Below are 20,709 nucleotides of genomic sequence, written 5' to 3'. Positions count from 1 at the left end.
TATGTTTCGTTGGATTACGATTTCATTATTGACTATAACAGTAATCGGGCTTGGAGCATTTGGCTATAAAGAACATCAGGAAAAAACAGCTGTTCTTCTCCAGGCAGAAAACAGCTATCAACGAGCTTTCCATGAATTGACATCGGATGTAGATACGTTACACGATAAAATCGGTGCGACTTTGGCCATGAATTCAAGAAAACAACTGTCTCCTCAATTGGCTGAAATCTGGAGAATAACTTCCGAAGCCAGTTCTGATGTAGGTCAGTTACCGCTTACGCTTCTTCCATTTAATAAAACGGAACAATTCTTATATGATATAGGAGACTTTGCCTATAATACGGCGATCCGTGATTTAGATGATGAGCCGCTGACAGAAAAAGAAGTAGCAGGACTTGAAGAACTTTACAAGCAATCGGGAGATATCCGTAACGAATTACGTAAAGTTCAAAATGTTGTACTAAAAGATAATTTGAGGTGGATGGATGTTGAATTAGCTCTCGCGACTAAGGATGAGACAGCAGACAACACAATCATTAATGGGTTTAAAACGGTTGAGAAATCAATGGACGGGTTTCAACAGACCAACATGGAAACCGGGATGTCCTCTAGCCCTGAAAAACAGGATTTCTCTCATTTGGGGGGAGAAAAAATCTCGGAAAAAGAAGCTATCAATATTGCTAAAGAATGGTTTGGGGATGTCGATGATTCTAAATTCACCGTTACTCAATCGGGAAAAGGCGCTGATGTTCCTACCGTTACCGCTTCTTACAATGAAGATGGAAAAAATGGTTACATGGACATGTCCAGACAAGGCGGGTATCCTTTTATGATCATGATTAATCGTGATATAAAGGAAGCTGAGATAGGTTTATCAGAGGCCGCTTCTAAAGCCGAAAGTTACGTGGATAAGCTGAATTTAGACAATATGCAGCTCGTTGAAAGCAGTCAGTACGATAAGGTTGGGGTGTTCCGGTTCGTTTATGTGAAAGATGATATTCGCTACTATCCCAATTCGGTTCAAGTCAAGGTGGCATTAGACAATGGAGGTTTACTAGGACTCGAAGCGATCGAATATTTCAGTCATCCAGATGACAATGTTAATAAAGAGCCAGGTATGTCAGAAACAGAGGCCAAAGAAATGGTCAATCCTGGACTTGAAATACAAGATAACCATTTAGCAGTCATTGAAGATGAAGGGGGAGAACCTACTCTTTGTTTTGAATTTTTAACGACTAAAGGTGATGAAACATACCGTATTTTCATCAATGCCGATAACGGTAACGAAGAAAAAGTGGAAACGATGCGGACAAGTGAACAGAAATTTGATGCTTAAGCATATATTAAAGCTGCCTGAAAGGGCAGCTTTTTATCATTCTTTTGAACTATCCACTACCATTATTAAGTAATATTTGAGATAATATATTTGATGCTAAAGTCTCATGAATGAAAAGAGGATGGATATGCTGAAAGTAGGTACTTCCCTAACTTTAGAATTGAATAAAAGCGATCAAGAAGAAATAGAACGCTTCAAGTGTAAGCTGGTAGATTTCACCCAGGATTATGTGTACATAGATTATCCAGTAAAAATAGATACCCAAAAAACGGCTTTTTTCTTTGAAGGAACTCCATTCAATGCAAGCTTCGTTGGAGAAAATGAGGCTGTTTACTGGTTTAAAACAGAAGTTGCAGCCAGGAGAAAGATGAATATTCCCGTGCTGGTACTTACTTTTCCTGGGAATAATGAATTGATTAAAATACAAAGAAGACAATATGTTCGTATCGACACAACTATCGACATAGCTGTCAAAGAAAAGGAAAATCCTGAAAAACACTTCACAACGATCAGTAGAGATTTGAGTGGAGGAGGGGTATCTGTTCTTCTTCGTTCCGGTCACTCCATGGCGCCAGGAACCTTAGTTAACTTAACATTGGTACTTGCATTGAATTCTGGTGAACGCCATTATGTCGAGGTTTCAGGAGTGGTTGTCCGGACGGATGAGACTAAAGTACAACAGAGAGAGACAACTTCTATTAAGTTTGTGGATATTCAAGAAAAGCATCGACAAATCATCATCCGATATTGCTTTGAACAGCAGATGCTTCTGAGGAAAAGTAAACAGCAATAGTTTTTATATGGATTTCAAGCTGCAATTTATGTTATTCTTTACGAGTATAACTAATGTTAAGTGAGGTACATAAGCACGTTGAATAATACGTATAAACAAAGCGCGCTTTCTATCCAGGTGGTGCGTTTTCGTGTGTAGTACTGCATTAAAATGGAGGAAGAACCTAATGACACGTGATCTAGCAGTAGCGATTGACGGACCCGCAGCAGCAGGTAAGAGTACTGTCGCTAAGAGAGTGGCTGAAAAATTATCTTATATATATGTGGACACAGGTGCCATGTATCGTGCATTGACTTTTAAAGCGATTGAAAACAGCGTAGACCTTGAAAATGAAGATCTGCTTTCAGATTTATTGAAGCATACAAAAATTGAACTTGTTCAAGAACATGACGGACAACATGTATTTTTAGATGATAAAGATGTAACTAATGGAATACGTACGAATGAAGTAACTTCCAACGTTTCATATGTCGCTAAACATGCAAGAGTACGCAAAATCATGGTTGAGCGCCAGCAGAAACTTGTAGAGAAACGTGGAATCGTGATGGACGGGAGAGACATCGGAACCCATGTCATACCGGATGCCGAAGTGAAGATATTCATGATTGCTTCCGTGAAGGAAAGAGCGGAACGCAGACATAAAGAAAATGTAGACAAAGGATTTCACTCTGATATTGATGAATTGATGGAAGATATTAGGAAAAGGGATGAGATCGATTCGAAAAGGACGGCCTCCCCTCTCGTGAAAGCTGAAGGTGCCGTTGAGCTTGATACCACTTCACTTACCATTGAAGAAGTTGTCGATCAAATTATTGCTATCGTAAATCAAAAACAAATGGGAGGTGATCAGAATGGATTTGTATAAAGTCGGGAAAGCGCTGTGCTCTGTCATTTTTTATCCGCTCTATCGAATTAAAGTAGTAGGGAAAGAAAACATTCCGAAAACGGGTCCTGTCATCATCTGTTCCAACCACATTTCTAATGTCGACCCCCCGGTGGTGGGTATCACAAACAGCCGGAACATTTACTTTTTAGCAAAAGAAGAATTGTTTAAAAACAAGGTTATTGGGGGAATTCTTAAAAGAGTACACGCTTTTCCGATCAAGCGTGGAATGAGAGACCGTAACGCATTGAGAAAAGGATTGGATATTCTTAATGAAAACCACGCCTTAGGTCTGTTTCCTGAGGGCAGCAGGCAAAAGAATGGCGAGATCGGAAGAGGATTAGCGGGAATAGGGTTCTTTGCCTTGCGCTCACAGGCCGCTGTAGTGCCATGTGCGATCATCGGTCCTTATCGCAAGTTTAAGCCTTTGAAGGTAGCCTATGGGAAGCCTATCGACATCCAGTCTTATCGTGATGAGAAGGCTTCTGCTCAAGTGGTGACAGATTACATTATGGAAGAAATCAGACAATTGCATAAAATCCATAGTGAAAAAGGTTAAACACTTGACAAACCGCTACAAATATTAGAAGTTAGACAAAAGGGCATTTCTGTAATTAGGTTGTGTCGGAAATTGAAGGAGGTAGCTTGGTATGGATGAAATGAACCATGAAGTATCAGGGATGAAAGAATTTTCTGCAGGGGATATCGTGACTGGTAAAGTCGTGAAAATCGAAGAAAAACAAGTCCTTGTAGATGTTGGATATAAAGTTGAAGGCATTGTACCTATTAGTGAATTATCCAGTCTGCATGTAGAAAAAGCTTCCGACGTGGTAAATGAAGGTGACGAACTTACTCTGCAAGTCAAAAAAGTCGAAGATGATGAAATCGTATTATCGAAACGAGCTGTAGACGCTGACCAGGCTTGGCAGGATCTTGAAGCTAAGTTTGAAAGCGGTGAAATTTTCGAAGCAGAAGTTAAAGATGTGGTCAAGGGCGGACTGGTAGTTGATATCGGTTTGCGCGGTTTCATTCCAGCTTCCTTAGTTGAAACTTATTACGTAGAGGATTTCGAGGAGTACAAAGGTAAAAGCCTCAGCCTCAAAGTAGTAGAATTAGACCGTGACCAAAACCGTGTCATCCTTTCCCACAGAGCTGTAGTTGAAGCGGAAGAATCAACAAAGAAACAAGAGGTTCTTCAATCGCTTGAGGAAGGACAGGTTATTGAAGGTACTGTGCAGCGTCTTACAGACTTCGGTGCTTTCGTAAACCTTGGCGGAATCGATGGTCTCGTGCACATTTCCCAGCTTTCTCATGAACACGTAGAGAAGGCTTCTGATGTAGTGGAAGAAGGTCAGACGATCAATGTAAAGGTTCTTTCAGTCGACCGTGATAACGAGAGAATTTCATTATCTCTTAAGGCTACTCAGCCTGGACCGTGGCACGATCTCTCCAGCAGAGTGAAGAGCGGCGAAGTGGTTGAAGGTACTGTAAGACGTCTCGTCAGTTTTGGAGCATTTGTAGAAGTGTTCCCTGGTGTAGAAGGTCTCGTTCACATTTCTCAAATTTCCAATCGTCACATTGGAACTCCTGGTGAGGTTCTGGAAGAAGGAGAAACGGTCAGTGTAAAAATTCTTGATGTTGACGAAAATGCTAAAAGACTTTCATTAAGTATGAAAGAATTGGAGCGCGATCAAGCTCGTGAAGAAGTGAAGCAATACGAAAAGAAAGAGGACGACAACTCCGGCTTTTCATTGAGTGATATGATCGGTGACCAGTTAGATAAATATAAGAAGTAATAGGCGGTGATGGATTTGTCCCGATCTGAGAGAAAGCTCGATCATATCCGTCATGCCCTCGGTCATGAACGCGATGTCTACAACCATTTTGATGACATCGATATCGTTCATCAAAGTTTGACAGAGTTAAATTTTGACCAACTTCATTTAAGTACGAACTTAGGAGAACTTCAATTAAGTTCTCCTATTTTTGTAAATGCAATGACTGGCGGTGGAGGGCAGCGGACTTTAGAAATCAATAAAAGCCTTGCAAAAGCTGCAGCGGAGTCCGGAATCGGTATGGCTGTGGGGTCTCAAATGGCGGCGATAAGAGATCCTCATGAACGGCCAAGTTATGAAATTGTTCGTAAAGAGAATCCGGAAGGCATTGTGTTTGCAAATGTCGGCAGTGAAGCTGATTATGAGCAGGCTCAAATGGCTATTGATATGATCCGGGCTGATGCACTGCAAATACATGTAAATACGTTGCAGGAGTTGATTATGCCTGAGGGCGATCGAGATTTCAGAGAACGACTTCATAATATCGAATCCATCTGTCGTAAAGCTGAGGTTCCAGTGATTGTTAAAGAAGTAGGATATGGCATGTCAAAGGAAACAATAAAACAGCTTTATGATTTAGGGATAAGTTATATGGATGTAGGCGGAAGAGGCGGTACGAATTTTTCTAAAGTGGAAAATATGCGCCGTGAAAAGCCCTTTGCTTCATTTGATAATTGGGGAATACCTACTCCGATTTCACTTCTTGAATCGCGTGAGTTGGTTGGACAATTAAACATTCATATCATAGGGTCAGGCGGCATCCGCAACGGATTGGACGGAGCTAAAGCTATAGCCCTTGGTGCGAATTGTTTTGGTATGGCAGGAAGTCTGTTGAGAGTTCTTGTAGAGAAAGGGTATGAGGAATTAGTAAGCGAGATTCAGCACATACACAAAGAAATAAAAATGGTCATGATGCTGACAAATAGTCAAAGTGTTTCTGAATTGCAGAAAAAGCCTTATGTCGTACACGGAGAATCAAAAACTTGGCTGGACCAAAGAGCTGATCAATAAGATGAGCTCTATTTTTATTTTCGGATTTAAATTAAGTGATGCTCAGCCGGGCTGCCTGTTTAAGAAAAAGATCATTCAGCCATAATGGATGATAAGGAGAGATACTATGGCTGGTACTTACTATTGGTTCGCTTGGGCGGCTTTTATCATGAGCTTTTTCTTTTTGAATTCTCGTTCCGTTTATAAAGATGGCTTGATTATTTTTTTATTGATTCAAATGATTTCGTTCACTTTTTTTATGAAGCCGTACGAAAATATGTCTATGTTTCTCTGCTTGGAGGCTTGTTTCGGTATTTATTTTTGGTCAGAAAGAAAGCAATCTGTTATAGGTCACTTATGGGCCGTTCTATTCATTGTTTTATGGTCTCTGATCCATATTCTTCTGCTGACAAATCCGGTATGGTATCTATTTCCTGGAGCGACTGCTGGCCTTGTCCTCCTGATGTATATCATACATGTGTTTCACGTTTCTTTAAATCGACAAATTGGACTCTGGATTTTAATGAATACACTAGGAATTCTTTTAGTGAATAGCTTGAGGCATCCGCTGGGAATTGATAATTTTGTCGATCTGATGTCGCTTCACACCACTCTCATTAAAGGAATTATCATCCTTATGGTATTAGAAGGTGTACAATTTGTAAGGCGCTCAACATATAAAATCAGACGTAAGAAACGCAGACAGGCATTAAGTGGTTTATAATCTTTAGTCGATAAATTAGTAATTGTATATTAGTGTCTAATTTGCTAATATAATTAAGTTAGGCTATTTCTGCTATTCTATTGGAAGCAGGGCTCTTAAAGCCTCCATAGAACAGCAGTATTTTTTTGTATGACTCAGAAAAGTTTGGAATTGATGAGTCTGCTGTGATGGCGGGGTTACCTTTAATCTACACAACAGAAGAGTGTGGATAGGAAACCGTTTGTTTTTTTCGTGATGGAGGGATCAAGTCCCCACGCCATAATGTAACAGAGCCTTTATATAATTATGTTTAAAAAAACCAATAACAAAAATAATTCAGGATGTAAGAAAGGATGACCCTTTCATGAGAAAATCAGTAGTAGCGATCGTAGGGCGCCCGAATGTGGGAAAGTCTACAATTTTTAATCGTTTAGTGGGTGATCGTATCTCTATCGTAGAAGATACCCCTGGAGTGACGAGGGATAGAATTTATGCGGAAGCCGAATGGTTGACGACCACTTTTAACGTGATTGATACAGGAGGTATTGAATTAGGCGATGAGCCATTGCTTGTGCAAATGAGAGCCCAAGCCCAGGTGGCTATTGATGAGGCTGATGTCATCATATTCATGGTAAATGGACGCGATGGCATCACCGGGGCGGATGAAGAGGTGGCGAAGATCCTCTTTAAATCCAATAAGCCAGTTGTACTTGCCGTAAATAAAGTGGATAACCCTGAAATGAGGGAAACCATTTATGAATTCTATTCTTTAGGGTTTGGTGAACCATATCCTATTTCAGGCACCCATGGTCTAGGGCTTGGTGACCTGCTTGATGCCGCGGTCGAATATTTCCCGGAGAAGACGACGGAGCCGATTGATGACGATACCATTCGCTTTAGTTTGATAGGAAGACCGAATGTTGGTAAATCATCTTTAGTCAACAGTCTGCTCGGTCAAGAACGAGTGATTGTCAGTAGTATTGCTGGAACTACAAGAGATGCTATCGATACACCTTTTACTAAAGACGATCGTGATTTCGTCATCATCGATACTGCGGGCATGAGAAAACGTGGTAAGGTGTATGAATCGACTGAAAGATACAGCATTATGCGAGCTTTGAAAGCTATAGAACGTTCAGATGTCGTTCTAAGCTTGATTGATGCTGAGACAGGCATACAGGAGCAGGATAAAAAGATTGCTGGTTATGCCCATGAGGCAGGTAAAGCTGTAATTATCGTTGTTAACAAGTGGGACACAGTGGATTCTAATGAAAAGGCTATGAAAGAGTTCGAAGATGACGTGCGGTCGAATTTCCGATTCTTAGATTACGCTCCGATCGCCTTCTTATCTGCTAAAACGAAGAAACGGACGCACACCTTGCTCCCTAAAGTAATTGAAGCCAGCGAAAATCATGCAAGAAGAGTTCAATCCAGTGTTCTAAACGAAGTGATCATGGACGCTTTGGCTATGAACCCAACACCTTCAATAAAAGGACAAAAGTTAAAAATCTTCTACGCGACTCAAGTGGCGGTTAAACCTCCTACATTTGTGGTATTTGTTAATGAGCCAGAGTTGATGCACTTCACGTACGAACGATTCCTTGAAAACCGAATTCGTGAAGCGTTTGGCTTTGAAGGGACACCTATCAAGATTATTGCCAGAAAACGAAGTTAAGTTTGAAAGGAGAATGACTTGTATGGAAAAAGTCGCTGTATTAGGGGCAGGAAGCTGGGGTACAGCTCTTGCTATGGTATTAGCCGATAATGGGCATGATGTACATTTATGGTCACACCGTGAATCACTTGCAGACGATATTAATCGCACTCATAAAAACGAAAGATATTTAAAAGGAATTTCGCTGCCTCAAAATATTAAGGCCAGCTCTGATATGGGTGCTGTAGTAAGTGAAGTTGAACATATTATCCTCGTCGTACCTACAAAAGCGATGCGCGAAGTATGCGGCCAGCTGGTGCAGCATTTAAATCATAAGGTGACGATTACCCATGCTTCTAAAGGCATTGAGCCTGGGTCATATAAGCGTGTTTCAGAAGTCATCGCAGAGGAAATCCCTAAAAAGTATTATCATGATATCGTTGTATTGTCAGGCCCTAGTCATGCCGAGGAAGTCAGTCTTAAACACCCGACAACAGTGACGGTTTCATCAGAAGATCTGGACGTTGCAGCTACTGTTCAGGACCTGTTTATCAATGAGCTATTCCGCGTGTATACGTCTCCAGACCTGGTAGGTGTAGAGCTAGGAGGAGCGTTAAAGAATATTATTGCTTTAGGGGCCGGCATTTCTGATGGATTAGGATTCGGAGATAACGCTAAAGCTGCTTTAATTACACGCGGCCTAGCTGAAATCGCCCGACTGGGAACATCTATGGGAGCGAACCCTCTTACATTTTCGGGTCTTACTGGAATCGGTGATCTCATCGTCACCTGTACAAGTTCTCACAGTCGAAACTGGAGAGCTGGTAATCAATTAGGGAAAGGCTCCCATTTAGATGAAGTTCTAGAAGAGATGGGGATGGTAGTCGAAGGAATCCGTACGACAAAGGCTGCTTATCAACTATCAAATGAACGAGGAGTCGATATGCCGATCACAGCTGGAATTTATAAAATCCTGTTTGAAAATGCAGATCCTAAAGATGTGGTCACCCAGCTGATGACGAGGATCAGACGCCGGGAAATGGAGGATTTAACTAATATTCTCGATGACCAGATGAATAACTAACACATTACCTTCCTCGTGCATATACTACGAAGAAACAATTGCACGAGGAGGTCAACAGAGATGAGTAATTTTCAGAAGAATATTTTTGATCATTTGCAGAACAAAGCAAATATAAATCCAGATGACGTTTATAAAGTAGCGGATTCTGTAAAAAATGCGGACTTCACGGATGAAAAAGTTGTACGTAGGCTGGTGAAGCAATTAGCTTATATAGCTAATAAGCCGGTATCAAAGCAAAAAGAGGATAAAATTGTCGAGGCGATCATCAAACAAAATATACCTCTTGATATGAATACGTTAGGTAAGTATTTTAAAGGGTAACTATATGTAGGCGTTTGAAGGATACCGTCCTCCATAATTCTGCATACTATAATCCGTAGCAGTTAATAAGTATGAGCTGTAAATGGGAATTATTTAGTCGGCCGGAGCGGAGAGCTCCGGATTTTTTTTGACTGCGAAAGACTGCCGACTGTGGTATAATACCAACGAGTTTAATGGGATTTTAGGAGGAAATACTCGATGTCTGTAGCTCTATTAAAAATGTACATATCGTTTGCTGGAATTATTTCATTATTTTTGGCCACAGGGCTTATATACTTGAGCCGGTTTAAATTGACGGGACCGATCTCTATAATTGTAGCTGTATTCGCCTATTTGTTCATGATTTTCGGAGGCCTTATCATTCTATACATTGTATTCAGCGGGCCTACAACCTAGAAGGAGGGTGATTTTCGTGAAATGGCTTAAATTATTTATCCTTCCTTTAGCGGGGGTTATACTTACTGGATGTTTATATCCGGATTCAGAACTCAGAAAAAATGAGCCGACGAACCAGGAGCAGTTGGACTCTGTCCAACAGGCAGTCGAGCAGTATCAAGAACAGGAATCAGGATTGCTGCCGATAAAAACAAGGGATGAAGACACCCCCGATTTTATTAAATACCCATTGGATTTCAATTCTTTACGTGAACGCGGGTTGATGGGCGAATCACCTGGTAATTCTTTTGAGAACGGCGGATATTATCAATACGTAATTATCCGGCCAGATGACGATCCTACAGTAAAAATAGTAGATTTAAGAATGGCAGAATCATTACGATCATTACAGCTTAAAGTAGACTTTTACGAAGATGAAAATAAGTACCCACCTCTGAAAGATAAGATTGCAAGAAACGTATATGATGTCAAGTTTGAAGAAATGGGACTTGATTCACCGCCGACTGTAGACAGCCCTTACAGCGAGAAATCGCTGCCGGTATATATAAATGAGCGTGGTGAACTATTAGTCGACTATCGAAAAGAATTGTACGACCTGATGAGAAAAGAGGATCACTCCTATGAAGAGGGAGATGATATCCGCTACCTGCTTACTGATCATACACCCTTTGCGCCTGCATACTCCCCGGCTTATACAATTGAAGAAGGAGAACCCGTTTTCATGACGGAACCTCCTAGTTGAACACAGATGTGTGCTTCACGCTGCCGAGAACTTTTGGCAGCGTTTTTTTATATTAATATATGGAAGTGATAAATGAACATCTAGTATTGGAGAGTAAATTTTCCTTAAGCACCCGCTTAGATGTTTCCGTTATCCTCACAATCGCAAGGAGGTCCGGAAAATTGCGAGCTCCCACGGAAAGCGGGTGATTTCCCGGGTTTTCAAACGCTGTCAAAGATAACGGGAAGAGTCCGAACATCTCGAAGCGGAGCCTTCAAGATTAGGGAGCTTATATGAATATCATCACTGAAATTTAACAGGGTCTTTTCAAAAGAAACTCCGCTTCGTCTGTCGCCGTTATCCTCACAAACACAAGAGGGTTCAGGATATTGCAAGACTTCACAGGGCATCACCAAGAGGAAGCTCATTATACGCCCGTGGGAAGAGGGTGATTTCCCCGAACTTTCAAGCTCCATTATTAGTAACTATGGTTTAACAGATAACTGGAAATGACGAAGCTTACACACTCTCCGTTTCTGGACATTTTAGAAATAGTTCATGGGTGACAAATTAATTTCAAGCATAATTCTATAGGGTCATGACATAGAATGAGAGTGTCCAAGCTTGTAATTTAGTGAAATTTTATCTGGGAGGGGATCCTTTGGAGAAGGTTGATATTTTCAGTGATATTTCCAAGCGAACGAACGGAGATATTTATCTGGGAGTCGTAGGTGCTGTACGTACAGGGAAATCTACATTCATAAAGAAATTCATGGAGCTTGTGGTTATTCCGAATATGGAGGATAGTTCGGAACGAGAAAGAGCTTTGGACGAATTGCCTCAAAGCTCTGCAGGAAAAACCATAATGACCACTGAGCCTAAGTTTGTTCCTAATCAGGCGGCTTCCATAAAGTTCGATGAACATTTAGACGTTCGAGTACGAATGGTGGATTGTGTGGGATATGCTGTTGAAGGTGCTGTCGGCTATGAGGATGAGAATGGACCAAGAATGATTCATACACCTTGGTATGAAGAGGCTATTCCATTTAATGAAGCGGCTGAAATAGGTACTCAAAAAGTAATCCAGGAACACTCCACGATAGGAATCGTAGTAACAACTGACGGGACGATTGGGGAAATCCCGCGTGAGGACTATGTACAGGCGGAAGAAAAAGTTGTGGAAGAGCTAAGGGAAGTAGGAAAGCCATTTATTATGGTTGTAAACTCTGCCCAGCCTCACAGTGACCGCACGGAAAGATTAAAAAATGAATTAAAAGAAAAGTATGATATTCCGGTCCTTGCGTTATCCGTTGAAAGCATGCGGGAACAGGATGTCCATAACGTCTTAAGAGAAGCGTTATTTGAATTCCCTGTTTTGGAAGTTAATGTCAACCTTCCGAGCTGGGTAATGGTGCTTGACTCTCGTCATTGGTTAAGGAAACATCTGCAGTCAGCAATAGAGGATACTGTCCAGGATATCAAAAGGTTACGCGATGTAGATTACGTGATCGGAAACTTTGATCAATACGAGCATATTACGGGCGCTCATATATCAGGAATGGATCTCGGGGAAGGCATCGCCGAAATTGATTTACAAGCTCCAGAACAATTGTATGATCATATCTTGAAAGAAATTGTCGGAGAAGAAATACGAGGCAAGGATCACCTGCTTGAAATCATGCAAGATTTTTCTCATGCGAAAAGAGAATACGATATAGTAGCCGATGCTCTGCAAATGGTTAAGCAGACAGGGTACGGGATTGCAGCACCAAGTCTTGAGGATATGGTGTTAGATGAGCCGGAGATTATTCGACAAGGTTCCAGGTTCGGTGTCAGGCTGAAAGCTGTGGCTCCATCCATTCATATGGTCAAAGTTGACGTTCAATCCGAATTTTCGCCTATCATCGGTACAGAAAAACAAAGTGAAGAACTTGTCCGCTATTTGATGCAGGATTTTGAAGAAGACCCGCTGTCGATTTGGAATTCTGATATATTCGGCAGATCGCTAAGTTCAATCGTCAGAGAAGGCATTCAAGCCAAACTGTCTTTGATGCCGGAAAATGCTCGATATAAATTAAAAGAAACATTAGAAAGAATCATCAATGAAGGGTCTGGCGGCATGATTGCCATTATCCTTTAACGGCTCCTCATCGGGCCGTTTTAGTTTTTTTATCGAATTGAATTAAAAAATTTTACTGCAAGGATCCAAGAAAGCTTTTCCTAATATAATAAAAAACCACGAATGACTACAAACCCTTTCATATCAAGGGTTCTGTGGTTTTTTTGTGTGGGGAAAATATAACCATAAATTCTAAACGAACAGTAGAATAATCCTTAGAAACCGCTAGAAATAGGCATTCTAAAAGTATTTTCTATTGAATTTCAGTACAAACTCGTTTAATATAAGGCTTGTCATCAAATGTTGGTGATAAATGAGGCACTTTAAGTGATGTAAATTCATTTTAAAGAGCAACCTTCTTGGAAGGAGGTGAATGTCATGAACAAAACAGACCTAATCAATGCAGTTTCTGAGAAAGCCGAGCTTTCCAAAAAAGATGCGACTCAAGCAGTTGATTCTGTATTCGAATCTATCATGGATTCACTTAAAGATGGTGAGAAAGTGCAACTGATCGGATTCGGTAACTTTGAAGTACGTGAGCGTGCGGCTCGTAAAGGCCGTAACCCGCAAACTGGAGAAGAGATCGAAATTTCCGCAAGTAAAGTTCCAGCTTTCAAACCTGGTAAAGCCCTAAAAGATGCTGTTAAATAATAGCTACATAGGGCTCAGAAGGGGTGCTTTTATAGCACCCTTTTTTCAATGCTGAAAAGTTAGAATGATTGACATAATAAATCGAGTAAGAGATAGTAAGTTTAAAGAAGGGAGCACGTTAGATGGCGACTTCAGAAAATGATTTTTTTGTTATCAAAGCTTTAGAAGACGGGGTAAATGTTATTGGCCTTACAAGAGGTACAGACACACGGTTTCATCACTCTGAGAAATTAGACCGCAATGAAGTCATGATTGCTCAATTCACTGAACATACATCAGCTGTTAAAGTCAGAGGAAAAGCAATCATTCAAACAAGTCATGGTGAAATGACAAACGATGCAGAGTAATCGGCTCTGCTGAGTACATAATAGAGATTGAGACTAAAGATTATGCTATAATGATTATGTTTTAACCGTATCTAAGAAAGGGATAAGGTGATGAAGGTGATTCCATCCGAAATGAAGATTGACCAATTAAAGAACCAAATAGCAAACCAGGTCCGCCATCCGTTTTTGGCTAAGTTTATTGCCGACCCGGTAATTGATGAGGACAAGCTTGCTATTTTGATTTCTATCATGGATCACACGACCCTTTCGCCTTTAAAAAAAGAGAAATACATTATAACGACTATGCTCGTTCAAATAGCTCTGGATACTCATGACTTAGTAACGTTAACGGAGGACGATGATGAACAAGACACCGTGCGGACTCGACAGCTTACAGTTTTGGCGGGGGATTACTATAGCGGATTGTATTACTATGTCCTTTCCCAGCTCAATGACATCGCGATGATCCGTACATTGGCGGGAGCGATAAAAGAGATCAATGAGTTGAAAATGGAGTTGTACTATAAAGATGTAGATTCTTTTCAGGAATTTCTTACTTCTCTAAAGAAAATCGAGTCCTTGCTTATTCAGCGTGTAGCGACATATGTCCAGAAAACCACAATTAACGATATGGCTGGGGATTGGTTGTTAGCTAAAAGGTTACTTCAAGAAAAAAACAGTTATCAGGAGGGGCGCTTCTCCCCTGTAATGGATCTGTTAGTAAAGCGGCCGGATTCTGCGGAAACCGGTGGACAGCTTGTTTTCAACATTGAGCAATTGCTCCATAAGCATATCTCAAATTTGGAAACGTCAGTATCCCAGCTGCCAATACATTTCAACTGGCTGAAAGCTTACATCCATTCCGCAATCTATCAAAAATTTTATAAAACGAACATTGCAGAGGAAGGGTAATATATGCAGTCACAGTCCAAGGAAGAACGCGTACACAGCGTATTCGAAAAAATATATAGCCGCTATGATTCGATGAATTCCATCATATCCTTTCAGCAGCATCGACTCTGGAGAAGAGACGTCATGAAGCGGATGAATGTTCAAAAAGGTGATCAAACCCTGGATGTCTGCTGCGGAACAGGGGATTGGACGATGTCACTTGCTGATCTGGTCGGCTCGTCAGGGAAAGTGATCGGTCTTGATTTCAGCGTAAATATGCTTTCTGTCGGTATTAAAAAGAAACTTGCGGCAAAAATGAAACAAGTTGAATTCGAACATGGTAACGCTATGGATCTCCCCTTTGAAGATGACCAGTTCGATTTTGTCACGATTGGTTTCGGACTTAGAAACGTCCCTGATTATCTTCAAGTTTTAAAAGAAATGCAACGTGTCGTTAAGCCCGGTGGAAAGGTCGTCTGTCTAGAAACTTCTCAGCCGACCAACCCGATATTTAAACGATTATATTACTTCTACTTTGGGAAAGTCATGCCTTTGTTCGGTAAGTTCTTTGCAAAAAGTTATGAAGAATATAGCTGGCTTCATGAATCTGCCAAAGATTTTCCCGGGAAAATGGAGCTCAAAGACATGTTTGAACAAGCGGGCTTGAAAAATGTGAAAATCAAGTCTTATACAGGCGGTGCAGCCGCAATGCATATGGGAGAAAAGCCACTGTCATAATTGAGGATGAACTATATGAAATTAGCAATGATCTATTCTTTCTTAAAGCAAGATTTGGCAGTAATTGAAGATGCTGTCAACGAGACGATCCAATCGAATAATCCTGTACTCAGAGAAGCCTCAAGCCAGCTTCTAAATGCAGGAGGTAAAAGGATCAGGCCTGTGTTCGTTCTGCTAGCAGGCAAATTTGGGAACTATGATATTGAACGGATGAAGTCAGTCGCCGTTTCTCTTGAGTTGATTCATACAGCTTCCTTAGTTCACGATGATGTTATAGATGAAGCTGAAGTAAGACGCGGTGAAGAAACGATTAAGTCCAGATGGGATAATCGCATAGCTATGTACACAGGGGATTACATATTTGCTAGATCGTTAGAGAATCTATCAGCATTGAATGATCCCAAAGCTCATCAAATATTAGCGGAAACTATGGTCGAGCTCTGTTTAGGTGAAATTGAACAAATAAAAGATAAATATAATATTGATCAAAACGTTCGAAGCTACCTAAGAAGAATCAAGCGCAAAACGGCAATATTAATTGCAGCGAGCTGCCGTATGGGAGCTATCGCTGCAGGCGTCGGTCAAGAAGAAGAAAAGGCATTATACCGTTATGGTTACTACGTCGGGATGTCCTATCAAATCATTGATGATGTACTGGATTTCACAGCATCCGAGAAAGAATTAGGAAAACCTGCAGGTAGTGATTTAATTCAAGGGAATATCACTCTCCCTGTACTATATTCGCTTGAAGATCACGAAATCAAAGATGAATTGCTTCAAGTATTTCTAAAAGAAAAAAGTACACCTGATGATTTCTCCTGGATTATTCAAAGGATTAAAACAAACGGATCGATAGATAAGTCCTTAGAATTGAGTGACCGATACTTGAAAAAAGCATATGAAGCTTTAGAAATACTACCGCAAAACCGCGCCAAGCAGACATTAAAAGGTATAGCGAAGTACATTGGAAAAAGAAGAACATAAAAGGTTTGCCACAATACTCAAATTTTGGTAAAATCTTTTATGGTGCTATTTAAAAGCGCTTTCATACATTACATAAACTGAGGTGTTTATCCATGGAAAAGACATTTTTAATGATTAAGCCAGATGGAGTACAACGTAGTTTAATTGGTGAAGTTACTGCAAGGTTTGAAAGAAAGGGTTTTAAGCTTGCTGGCGCTAAACTTATGACAATCGACAGATCCCTTGCTGAAGAGCATTATGGGGAACATAAAGGCAAACCATTTTTTGAGGAGCTCGTCGATTTCATTACTTCCGGACCCGTATTCGCGATGGTATGGGAAGGGGAGAACGTCATCTCCACAGCCAGAAAAATAGTGGGATCTACTAATCCTCAGGAAGCAGCGCCTGGAACGATCCGAGGAGATTATGGTTTGATCGTAGGTAAGAATGTTATTCATGGGTCTGACTCGAAAGAGAGCGCCGAGCGGGAAATCGGATTGTTTTTTAACAGCGAAGAAATTCAAGATTATACAAAAGACGGTCTTTCGTGGGTATATTAAAGAATAATAGAAGCTATCTCAGAAAGGTTCATGTACAATGGACCTTGAAGAGATAGCTTTTTCTATGTAAGAAACTTTACATCACTAATTTAATGCTTTACTCTGTAAAAGAGAGCTATTATAAGGAGCTTAGCGTTCATGAACGATGATTATGGAAACTTTGTAAAGCAATTCAAAAGAAAAACCGGTATCGATCTTCTCTTATATAAAGAAGCTCAGATGAAGCGGAGGTTAACATCTCTGCGTGATAAGAGAGGATATACTAGTTTCTCCTCTTACTTTGAAGATTTCCAGAAAAACTCATCGCTTTTTTATGAATTACTCGATCGAATGACGATTAATGTGTCTGAGTTTTATAGAAATCGAAAGAGATGGGAAATACTAGAGAAAAAAGTGCTCACTCATCTAATGAAAGGCCAAACAAGATTAAAGGTCTGGAGTGCAGCTTGCTCTACAGGGGAAGAACCTTACACACTGGCTATGATCCTACAGAAGCATCTTCCTGCCCGCCAAATAGAGATTGTAGCTACAGATATTGATCGTAATGCGTTAAAACGCGCTGAAATGGGAGTTTATCCAGAGAGCGCATTAAAGGAACTTCCAGCGGAAATGAAGAAAAAACACTTTACGTATGAAGATAATCAGATGTACAAGATAAGTGACAACATAAAAAAATGTGTTACTTTTAAACAGCATAATCTACTAGCTGACCAATATGAAAAAAAATGTGATCTCATAGTATGCAGAAACGTGCTTATATATTTCACAGAGCCGGCGAAAAAGTATGTCTATCATCGTTTTAATGAGTCTTTAAAGAGAGAAGGGGTATTTTTTGTAGGTAGTACCGAGCAGATCTTCTCTCCTGACCAATATAACTTTGAATTTTTCGATACGTTTTTTTATAAAAAAGTCATTTGATGCTGCGATAGATTCAATATACGAAGAGTAAAGCTTTAGAAGAACTAATTCGCTTTAAGCACGTAAAATGTCAGGACCTATCCGGGCTTTCTTTTAGTCCATTAAAGTAATAGACAGCTATTACTTAATGAATTTTACAGCGGATTGAATAGTTGGAGAACACAAAGAGAGAACCATATGATATAGTAGTACATAAATTTTAAAACTAGGGGGACTTAAACATGCGTTATTTAACAGCGGGAGAGTCACACGGAAAGCAATTGACTACCATTATCGAAGGAGTACCATCACATTTACCTCTGGTACCTGAACAAATAAATGAATCATTAATCCGCAGACAAGGGGGTTACGGTCGAGGCCGCCGTATGCAGATCGAGAAAGATTTAGTAGATATTACAAGCGGAGTCCGTCACGGTTATACGTTAGGCTCCCCAATTTCTTTAGTTGTGCATAATGATGACTTTAAACACTGGGTAAATATCATGGGAGAAGATCCTCTGCCTGAAGACGCTCAAATCAAACGAACGATTTCTCGACCGCGTCCTGGCCATGCCGATTTGAACGGCGGGATGAAGTACGGTCACCGTGACATGAGAAACGTGCTTGAGAGGTCCTCAGCTCGTGAAACGGCTGCACGTGTTGGAGCGGGTGCTGTTGCCAAGGTCCTCTTGCGGGAACTGGGAATTGAAGTAGCTGGTTATGTCCGTGAGATCGCCGGTATTGTAAGCGATGTGGATGAAAGCTTAAGTGTAACTGAGCGTGCCCGTATATCTGAAGAATCTCCTGTGAGGACTTTTGATGAGAAGGCAGCCGACAAAATGATGGAAGCTATTGATGTGGCTAAGAAGGAAGGCGACTCGATAGGCGGAGTCTGTGAAGTTTATGTAGAAGGTATGCCGGCAGGAATGGGTTCTTACGTACAATATGATCGAAAACTGGATGCTAAGATCGCTGGAGCGGTCATGAGCATCAATGCTTTTAAAGGTGTAGAGTTCGGTATCGGTTTTGATGCGGCTCGTCGTAACGGAAGTAAGGTACATGACGAAATCTTATGGGATGAACAAAGAGGTTATTACCGCCGCACAAACAACCTTGGTGGATTTGAAGGCGGGATGACGTCAGGGATGCCGATCGTAGTCAAAGGTGTTATGAAACCTATCCCTACTCTATATAAGCCTCTTCAAAGCATCGATATCGAAACGAAAGAGCCTTTTCAAGCAAGCATAGAACGATCCGATTCTTGTGCTGTCCCGGCTGCTTCCGTTGTTATGGAGCATATCGTCGCTTTTGAATTAGCAAAGGCTATAACAGAGGAGTTTCCTTCTGATTACTTCCCTAGATTAAAGAAAGCGGTCGAAGATTACAGAGAAGAAGTACGTGAATTTTAATGAAACAGTTGACGATACAATCTTCTTCACATGCTTATGATGTGATCATAGGTGCTGGACTGCGGAAGAAGCTCTCGCAAAAATTAGGCAAATCTTATAAAAAAATATTGATCGTTACGGACAGCAAAGTTTCTTCTTTATACTTGGAGGATGTAAAAGCCGGCTTGCCTGACCATGAGAATCTTTCACATGTCATCGTTCCAGCTGGTGAAGCCTCAAAAAGTATGGAACAATACAGCCGGCTTCTAGATAAATGTATAGAGGAACAGCTGGATAGAAGCTCTCTTATTGTTGGATTAGGCGGAGGAATGGTCGGGGACCTTGCTGGGTTTGTCGCCTCTACTTATTTAAGAGGCGTGGACTTTTTGCAGATGCCAACGACAATTCTAGCTCATGACAGCAGTGTCGGTGGAAAAGTAGCGATCAACCATGAGCAGGGAAAAAATCTGATCGGCAGTTTCTACAGCCCTGTTCAAGTGATCTACGATACTGACACCTTAAGGACACTGCCGGATTCAGAGGTTCGCTCAGGATATGGAGAAGTCGTTAAACATGCGTTACTGAGTGATATGGACTGGGTTAAAGAGGTTCTGTCTGAAGATTTTTCTGAACTTTCTTATTCTCAATTAGGAGATCACTTACTGGCAGGAATTAAAGTAAAAGCTTCTATCGTTGAAGAAGATGAAAAAGAGCATGGGGTACGACGGCATTTGAATTTAGGGCATACACTTGCCCATGCTCTAGAATCAGATTTAGGATATGGGGAAATCACACATGGAGAAGCTGTGGCCATCGGTATATTTTTCGCTATGAAAGTAAGTGAAAAAGTTCTCGAATCCACGTTACCTGTCGATGCTTATTCTGCGTGGCTTAAAACGAACGAATATCCTGTAGAGAAGTTGAGTAATTTAAATCCGGAACGCTTAGTTAATCGGATGAAATGGGACAAAAAAACGATTGAAGATCGTATTCATTTTGTTTTATTGAAGGGAGTAGGAAGTCCTGCCGTCGTACCTATCCCGGAAGATGATCTAGTAAATCACTTAAAAGAATTTATTGAAGAGGTGATCCAAATTGATGAGAGGGATTAGAGGGGCGACAACAGTCCAGGAAAATGAGGCAGAAGAGATTGTTTCCCACGCTTACGAACTCGTTGCCGATATGGTTCATCAAAACAACGTTGATGCAAATGATGTAGTTTCTATTCTGTTTACCGTTACGGAAGACTTGAACGCTGCATTTCCAGCCAAAGCGGTGAGAAAGATTGAAGGGTGGACATACGTTCCTGTCATGTGTATGCAGGAAATTCCTGTGCCAGGGAGTTTAGGAAAATGCATTAGGGTGATGATGACTGTAAATACATCCGCTAAGCAGGAAGAAGTCCATCATGTTTATCATTACGGGGCAACTGTTTTACGACCTGATCTAAAAAAATGAGA

At 40.8% G+C, this 20,709-nt stretch carries 23 protein-coding genes; all 23 read left to right on the top strand.

Going from position 1 to position 20,709, the window contains the following annotated elements; genetic code table 11:
• Position 1 precedes the first annotated feature (1 nt).
• The 23 genes from ypeB to aroH all read left to right on the top strand — a co-directional run bounded on the left by ypeB (position 2) and on the right by aroH (position 20,707).
• Positions 2-1,336, top strand: coding sequence for a germination protein YpeB (gene ypeB / locus O2Q26_RS01900; RefSeq protein WP_289214320.1), 1,335 nt, complete (start codon positions 2-4; stop codon positions 1,334-1,336).
• 127 nt (positions 1,337-1,463) lie between these two features.
• Positions 1,464-2,129 (top strand): flagellar brake protein, encoded by a 666-nt coding sequence (locus tag O2Q26_RS01895; RefSeq protein ID WP_289214319.1) that lies wholly within the window; start codon positions 1,464-1,466, stop codon positions 2,127-2,129.
• A 166-nt stretch (positions 2,130-2,295) separates the two neighbouring features.
• Positions 2,296-2,994 carry a (d)CMP kinase gene (gene cmk / locus O2Q26_RS01890; protein WP_289214318.1) on the top strand — a complete coding sequence of 233 codons (699 nt, stop codon included), beginning with the start codon at positions 2,296-2,298 and terminating at the stop codon, positions 2,992-2,994.
• On the top strand, positions 2,981-3,571 hold the full coding sequence (locus tag O2Q26_RS01885) for a lysophospholipid acyltransferase family protein (protein ID WP_253934662.1): 591 nt from the start codon (positions 2,981-2,983) through the stop codon (positions 3,569-3,571). The genes cmk and O2Q26_RS01885 overlap by 14 nt, the downstream gene beginning before the upstream one ends.
• 100 nt (positions 3,572-3,671) lie before the next feature.
• Complete coding sequence (gene rpsA, locus O2Q26_RS01880; RefSeq protein ID WP_253934812.1) at positions 3,672-4,808, top strand: 30S ribosomal protein S1; 1,137 nt, start codon at positions 3,672-3,674, stop codon at positions 4,806-4,808.
• 15 nt (positions 4,809-4,823) lie between these two features.
• Positions 4,824-5,858 (top strand): type 2 isopentenyl-diphosphate Delta-isomerase, encoded by a 1,035-nt coding sequence (fni, locus tag O2Q26_RS01875; RefSeq protein WP_289214317.1) that lies wholly within the window; start codon positions 4,824-4,826, stop codon positions 5,856-5,858.
• A gap of 106 nt (positions 5,859-5,964) precedes the next feature.
• Positions 5,965-6,561: a YphA family membrane protein gene (locus O2Q26_RS01870; RefSeq protein WP_289214316.1), complete on the top strand. Its 597-nt coding sequence runs from the start codon at positions 5,965-5,967 to the stop codon at positions 6,559-6,561.
• A 343-nt stretch (positions 6,562-6,904) separates the two neighbouring features.
• Complete coding sequence (der, locus tag O2Q26_RS01865) at positions 6,905-8,215, top strand: ribosome biogenesis GTPase Der (RefSeq protein ID WP_253934665.1); 1,311 nt, start codon at positions 6,905-6,907, stop codon at positions 8,213-8,215.
• Positions 8,216-8,237: 22 nt separating this feature from the next.
• The gene (locus O2Q26_RS01860; protein WP_289214315.1) at positions 8,238-9,278 is read left to right on the top strand and encodes an NAD(P)H-dependent glycerol-3-phosphate dehydrogenase; all 1,041 of its coding nucleotides are present in this window, start codon (positions 8,238-8,240) and stop codon (positions 9,276-9,278) included.
• 60 nt (positions 9,279-9,338) lie between these two features.
• Positions 9,339-9,599, top strand: coding sequence for a stage VI sporulation protein F (locus O2Q26_RS01855; protein WP_289214314.1), 261 nt, complete (start codon positions 9,339-9,341; stop codon positions 9,597-9,599).
• Positions 9,600-9,797: 198 nt separating this feature from the next.
• Positions 9,798-9,995 (top strand): DUF2768 domain-containing protein, encoded by a 198-nt coding sequence (locus tag O2Q26_RS01850; RefSeq protein ID WP_289214313.1) that lies wholly within the window; start codon positions 9,798-9,800, stop codon positions 9,993-9,995.
• Positions 9,996-10,011: 16 nt separating this feature from the next.
• The gene (locus O2Q26_RS01845) at positions 10,012-10,737 is read left to right on the top strand and encodes a YphF family lipoprotein (RefSeq protein WP_289214312.1); all 726 of its coding nucleotides are present in this window, start codon (positions 10,012-10,014) and stop codon (positions 10,735-10,737) included.
• 640 nt (positions 10,738-11,377) lie between these two features.
• Positions 11,378-12,856, top strand: a complete 1,479-nt coding sequence (gene spoIVA / locus O2Q26_RS01840; RefSeq protein ID WP_253934670.1) for a stage IV sporulation protein A — start codon at positions 11,378-11,380, stop codon at positions 12,854-12,856.
• A 357-nt stretch (positions 12,857-13,213) separates the two neighbouring features.
• Positions 13,214-13,486 (top strand): HU family DNA-binding protein, encoded by a 273-nt coding sequence (locus O2Q26_RS01835; RefSeq protein WP_082233987.1) that lies wholly within the window; start codon positions 13,214-13,216, stop codon positions 13,484-13,486.
• Between the two features lie 122 nt (positions 13,487-13,608).
• A complete protein-coding gene (gene mtrB, locus O2Q26_RS01830; RefSeq protein ID WP_253934671.1) occupies positions 13,609-13,833 on the top strand; it encodes a trp RNA-binding attenuation protein MtrB in 225 nt (74 codons plus the stop codon).
• A gap of 90 nt (positions 13,834-13,923) precedes the next feature.
• Positions 13,924-14,724: a heptaprenyl diphosphate synthase component 1 gene (locus tag O2Q26_RS01825; RefSeq protein WP_289214311.1), complete on the top strand. Its 801-nt coding sequence runs from the start codon at positions 13,924-13,926 to the stop codon at positions 14,722-14,724.
• Positions 14,725-14,727: 3 nt separating this feature from the next.
• Positions 14,728-15,441: a demethylmenaquinone methyltransferase gene (locus O2Q26_RS01820; RefSeq protein WP_289214310.1), complete on the top strand. Its 714-nt coding sequence runs from the start codon at positions 14,728-14,730 to the stop codon at positions 15,439-15,441.
• Between the two features lie 15 nt (positions 15,442-15,456).
• Positions 15,457-16,425 (top strand): heptaprenyl diphosphate synthase component II, encoded by a 969-nt coding sequence (gene hepT, locus O2Q26_RS01815; RefSeq protein WP_289214309.1) that lies wholly within the window; start codon positions 15,457-15,459, stop codon positions 16,423-16,425.
• A gap of 92 nt (positions 16,426-16,517) precedes the next feature.
• Positions 16,518-16,964, top strand: coding sequence for a nucleoside-diphosphate kinase (gene ndk / locus O2Q26_RS01810; protein ID WP_289214308.1), 447 nt, complete (start codon positions 16,518-16,520; stop codon positions 16,962-16,964).
• A gap of 138 nt (positions 16,965-17,102) precedes the next feature.
• Positions 17,103-17,882 carry a CheR family methyltransferase gene (locus O2Q26_RS01805; RefSeq protein WP_289214307.1) on the top strand — a complete coding sequence of 260 codons (780 nt, stop codon included), beginning with the start codon at positions 17,103-17,105 and terminating at the stop codon, positions 17,880-17,882.
• Positions 17,883-18,103: 221 nt separating this feature from the next.
• Positions 18,104-19,270: a chorismate synthase gene (gene aroC, locus O2Q26_RS01800; protein ID WP_253934677.1), complete on the top strand. Its 1,167-nt coding sequence runs from the start codon at positions 18,104-18,106 to the stop codon at positions 19,268-19,270.
• Positions 19,270-20,361 carry a 3-dehydroquinate synthase gene (gene aroB, locus O2Q26_RS01795; RefSeq protein ID WP_289214306.1) on the top strand — a complete coding sequence of 364 codons (1,092 nt, stop codon included), beginning with the start codon at positions 19,270-19,272 and terminating at the stop codon, positions 20,359-20,361. The genes aroC and aroB overlap by 1 nt, the downstream gene beginning before the upstream one ends.
• On the top strand, positions 20,345-20,707 hold the full coding sequence (aroH, locus tag O2Q26_RS01790; protein WP_289214305.1) for a chorismate mutase: 363 nt from the start codon (positions 20,345-20,347) through the stop codon (positions 20,705-20,707). The genes aroB and aroH overlap by 17 nt, the downstream gene beginning before the upstream one ends.
• Positions 20,708-20,709 lie beyond the last annotated feature (2 nt).

Origin of the sequence: Halobacillus campisalis (assembly GCF_030345335.1) — a bacterium.
Classification (GTDB): Bacteria; Bacillota; Bacilli; order Bacillales; family Halobacillaceae; genus Halobacillus_A; species Halobacillus_A campisalis.
This window is presented reverse-complemented; position numbering and strand designations above follow the sequence as displayed.

Bases quoted from the DNA above. Each gene is read 5' to 3' on its own strand.
- ypeB (WP_289214320.1), top strand. From the start codon at position 2: ATGTTTCGTTGGATTACGATTTCATTATTGACTATAACAGTAATCGGG.
- O2Q26_RS01895 (WP_289214319.1), top strand. From the start codon at position 1,464: ATGCTGAAAGTAGGTACTTCCCTAACTTTAGAATTGAATAAAAGCGAT.
- cmk (WP_289214318.1), top strand. From the start codon at position 2,296: ATGACACGTGATCTAGCAGTAGCGATTGACGGACCCGCAGCAGCAGGT.
- O2Q26_RS01885 (WP_253934662.1), top strand. From the start codon at position 2,981: ATGGATTTGTATAAAGTCGGGAAAGCGCTGTGCTCTGTCATTTTTTAT.
- rpsA (WP_253934812.1), top strand. From the start codon at position 3,672: ATGAACCATGAAGTATCAGGGATGAAAGAATTTTCTGCAGGGGATATC.
- O2Q26_RS01870 (WP_289214316.1), top strand. From the start codon at position 5,965: ATGGCTGGTACTTACTATTGGTTCGCTTGGGCGGCTTTTATCATGAGC.
- der (WP_253934665.1), top strand. From the start codon at position 6,905: ATGAGAAAATCAGTAGTAGCGATCGTAGGGCGCCCGAATGTGGGAAAG.
- O2Q26_RS01860 (WP_289214315.1), top strand. From the start codon at position 8,238: ATGGAAAAAGTCGCTGTATTAGGGGCAGGAAGCTGGGGTACAGCTCTT.
- O2Q26_RS01855 (WP_289214314.1), top strand. From the start codon at position 9,339: ATGAGTAATTTTCAGAAGAATATTTTTGATCATTTGCAGAACAAAGCA.
- O2Q26_RS01850 (WP_289214313.1), top strand. From the start codon at position 9,798: ATGTCTGTAGCTCTATTAAAAATGTACATATCGTTTGCTGGAATTATT.
- O2Q26_RS01835 (WP_082233987.1), top strand. From the start codon at position 13,214: ATGAACAAAACAGACCTAATCAATGCAGTTTCTGAGAAAGCCGAGCTT.
- mtrB (WP_253934671.1), top strand. From the start codon at position 13,609: ATGGCGACTTCAGAAAATGATTTTTTTGTTATCAAAGCTTTAGAAGAC.
- O2Q26_RS01825 (WP_289214311.1), top strand. From the start codon at position 13,924: ATGAAGGTGATTCCATCCGAAATGAAGATTGACCAATTAAAGAACCAA.
- O2Q26_RS01820 (WP_289214310.1), top strand. From the start codon at position 14,728: ATGCAGTCACAGTCCAAGGAAGAACGCGTACACAGCGTATTCGAAAAA.
- hepT (WP_289214309.1), top strand. From the start codon at position 15,457: ATGAAATTAGCAATGATCTATTCTTTCTTAAAGCAAGATTTGGCAGTA.
- ndk (WP_289214308.1), top strand. From the start codon at position 16,518: ATGGAAAAGACATTTTTAATGATTAAGCCAGATGGAGTACAACGTAGT.
- O2Q26_RS01805 (WP_289214307.1), top strand. From the start codon at position 17,103: ATGAACGATGATTATGGAAACTTTGTAAAGCAATTCAAAAGAAAAACC.
- aroC (WP_253934677.1), top strand. From the start codon at position 18,104: ATGCGTTATTTAACAGCGGGAGAGTCACACGGAAAGCAATTGACTACC.
- aroB (WP_289214306.1), top strand. From the start codon at position 19,270: ATGAAACAGTTGACGATACAATCTTCTTCACATGCTTATGATGTGATC.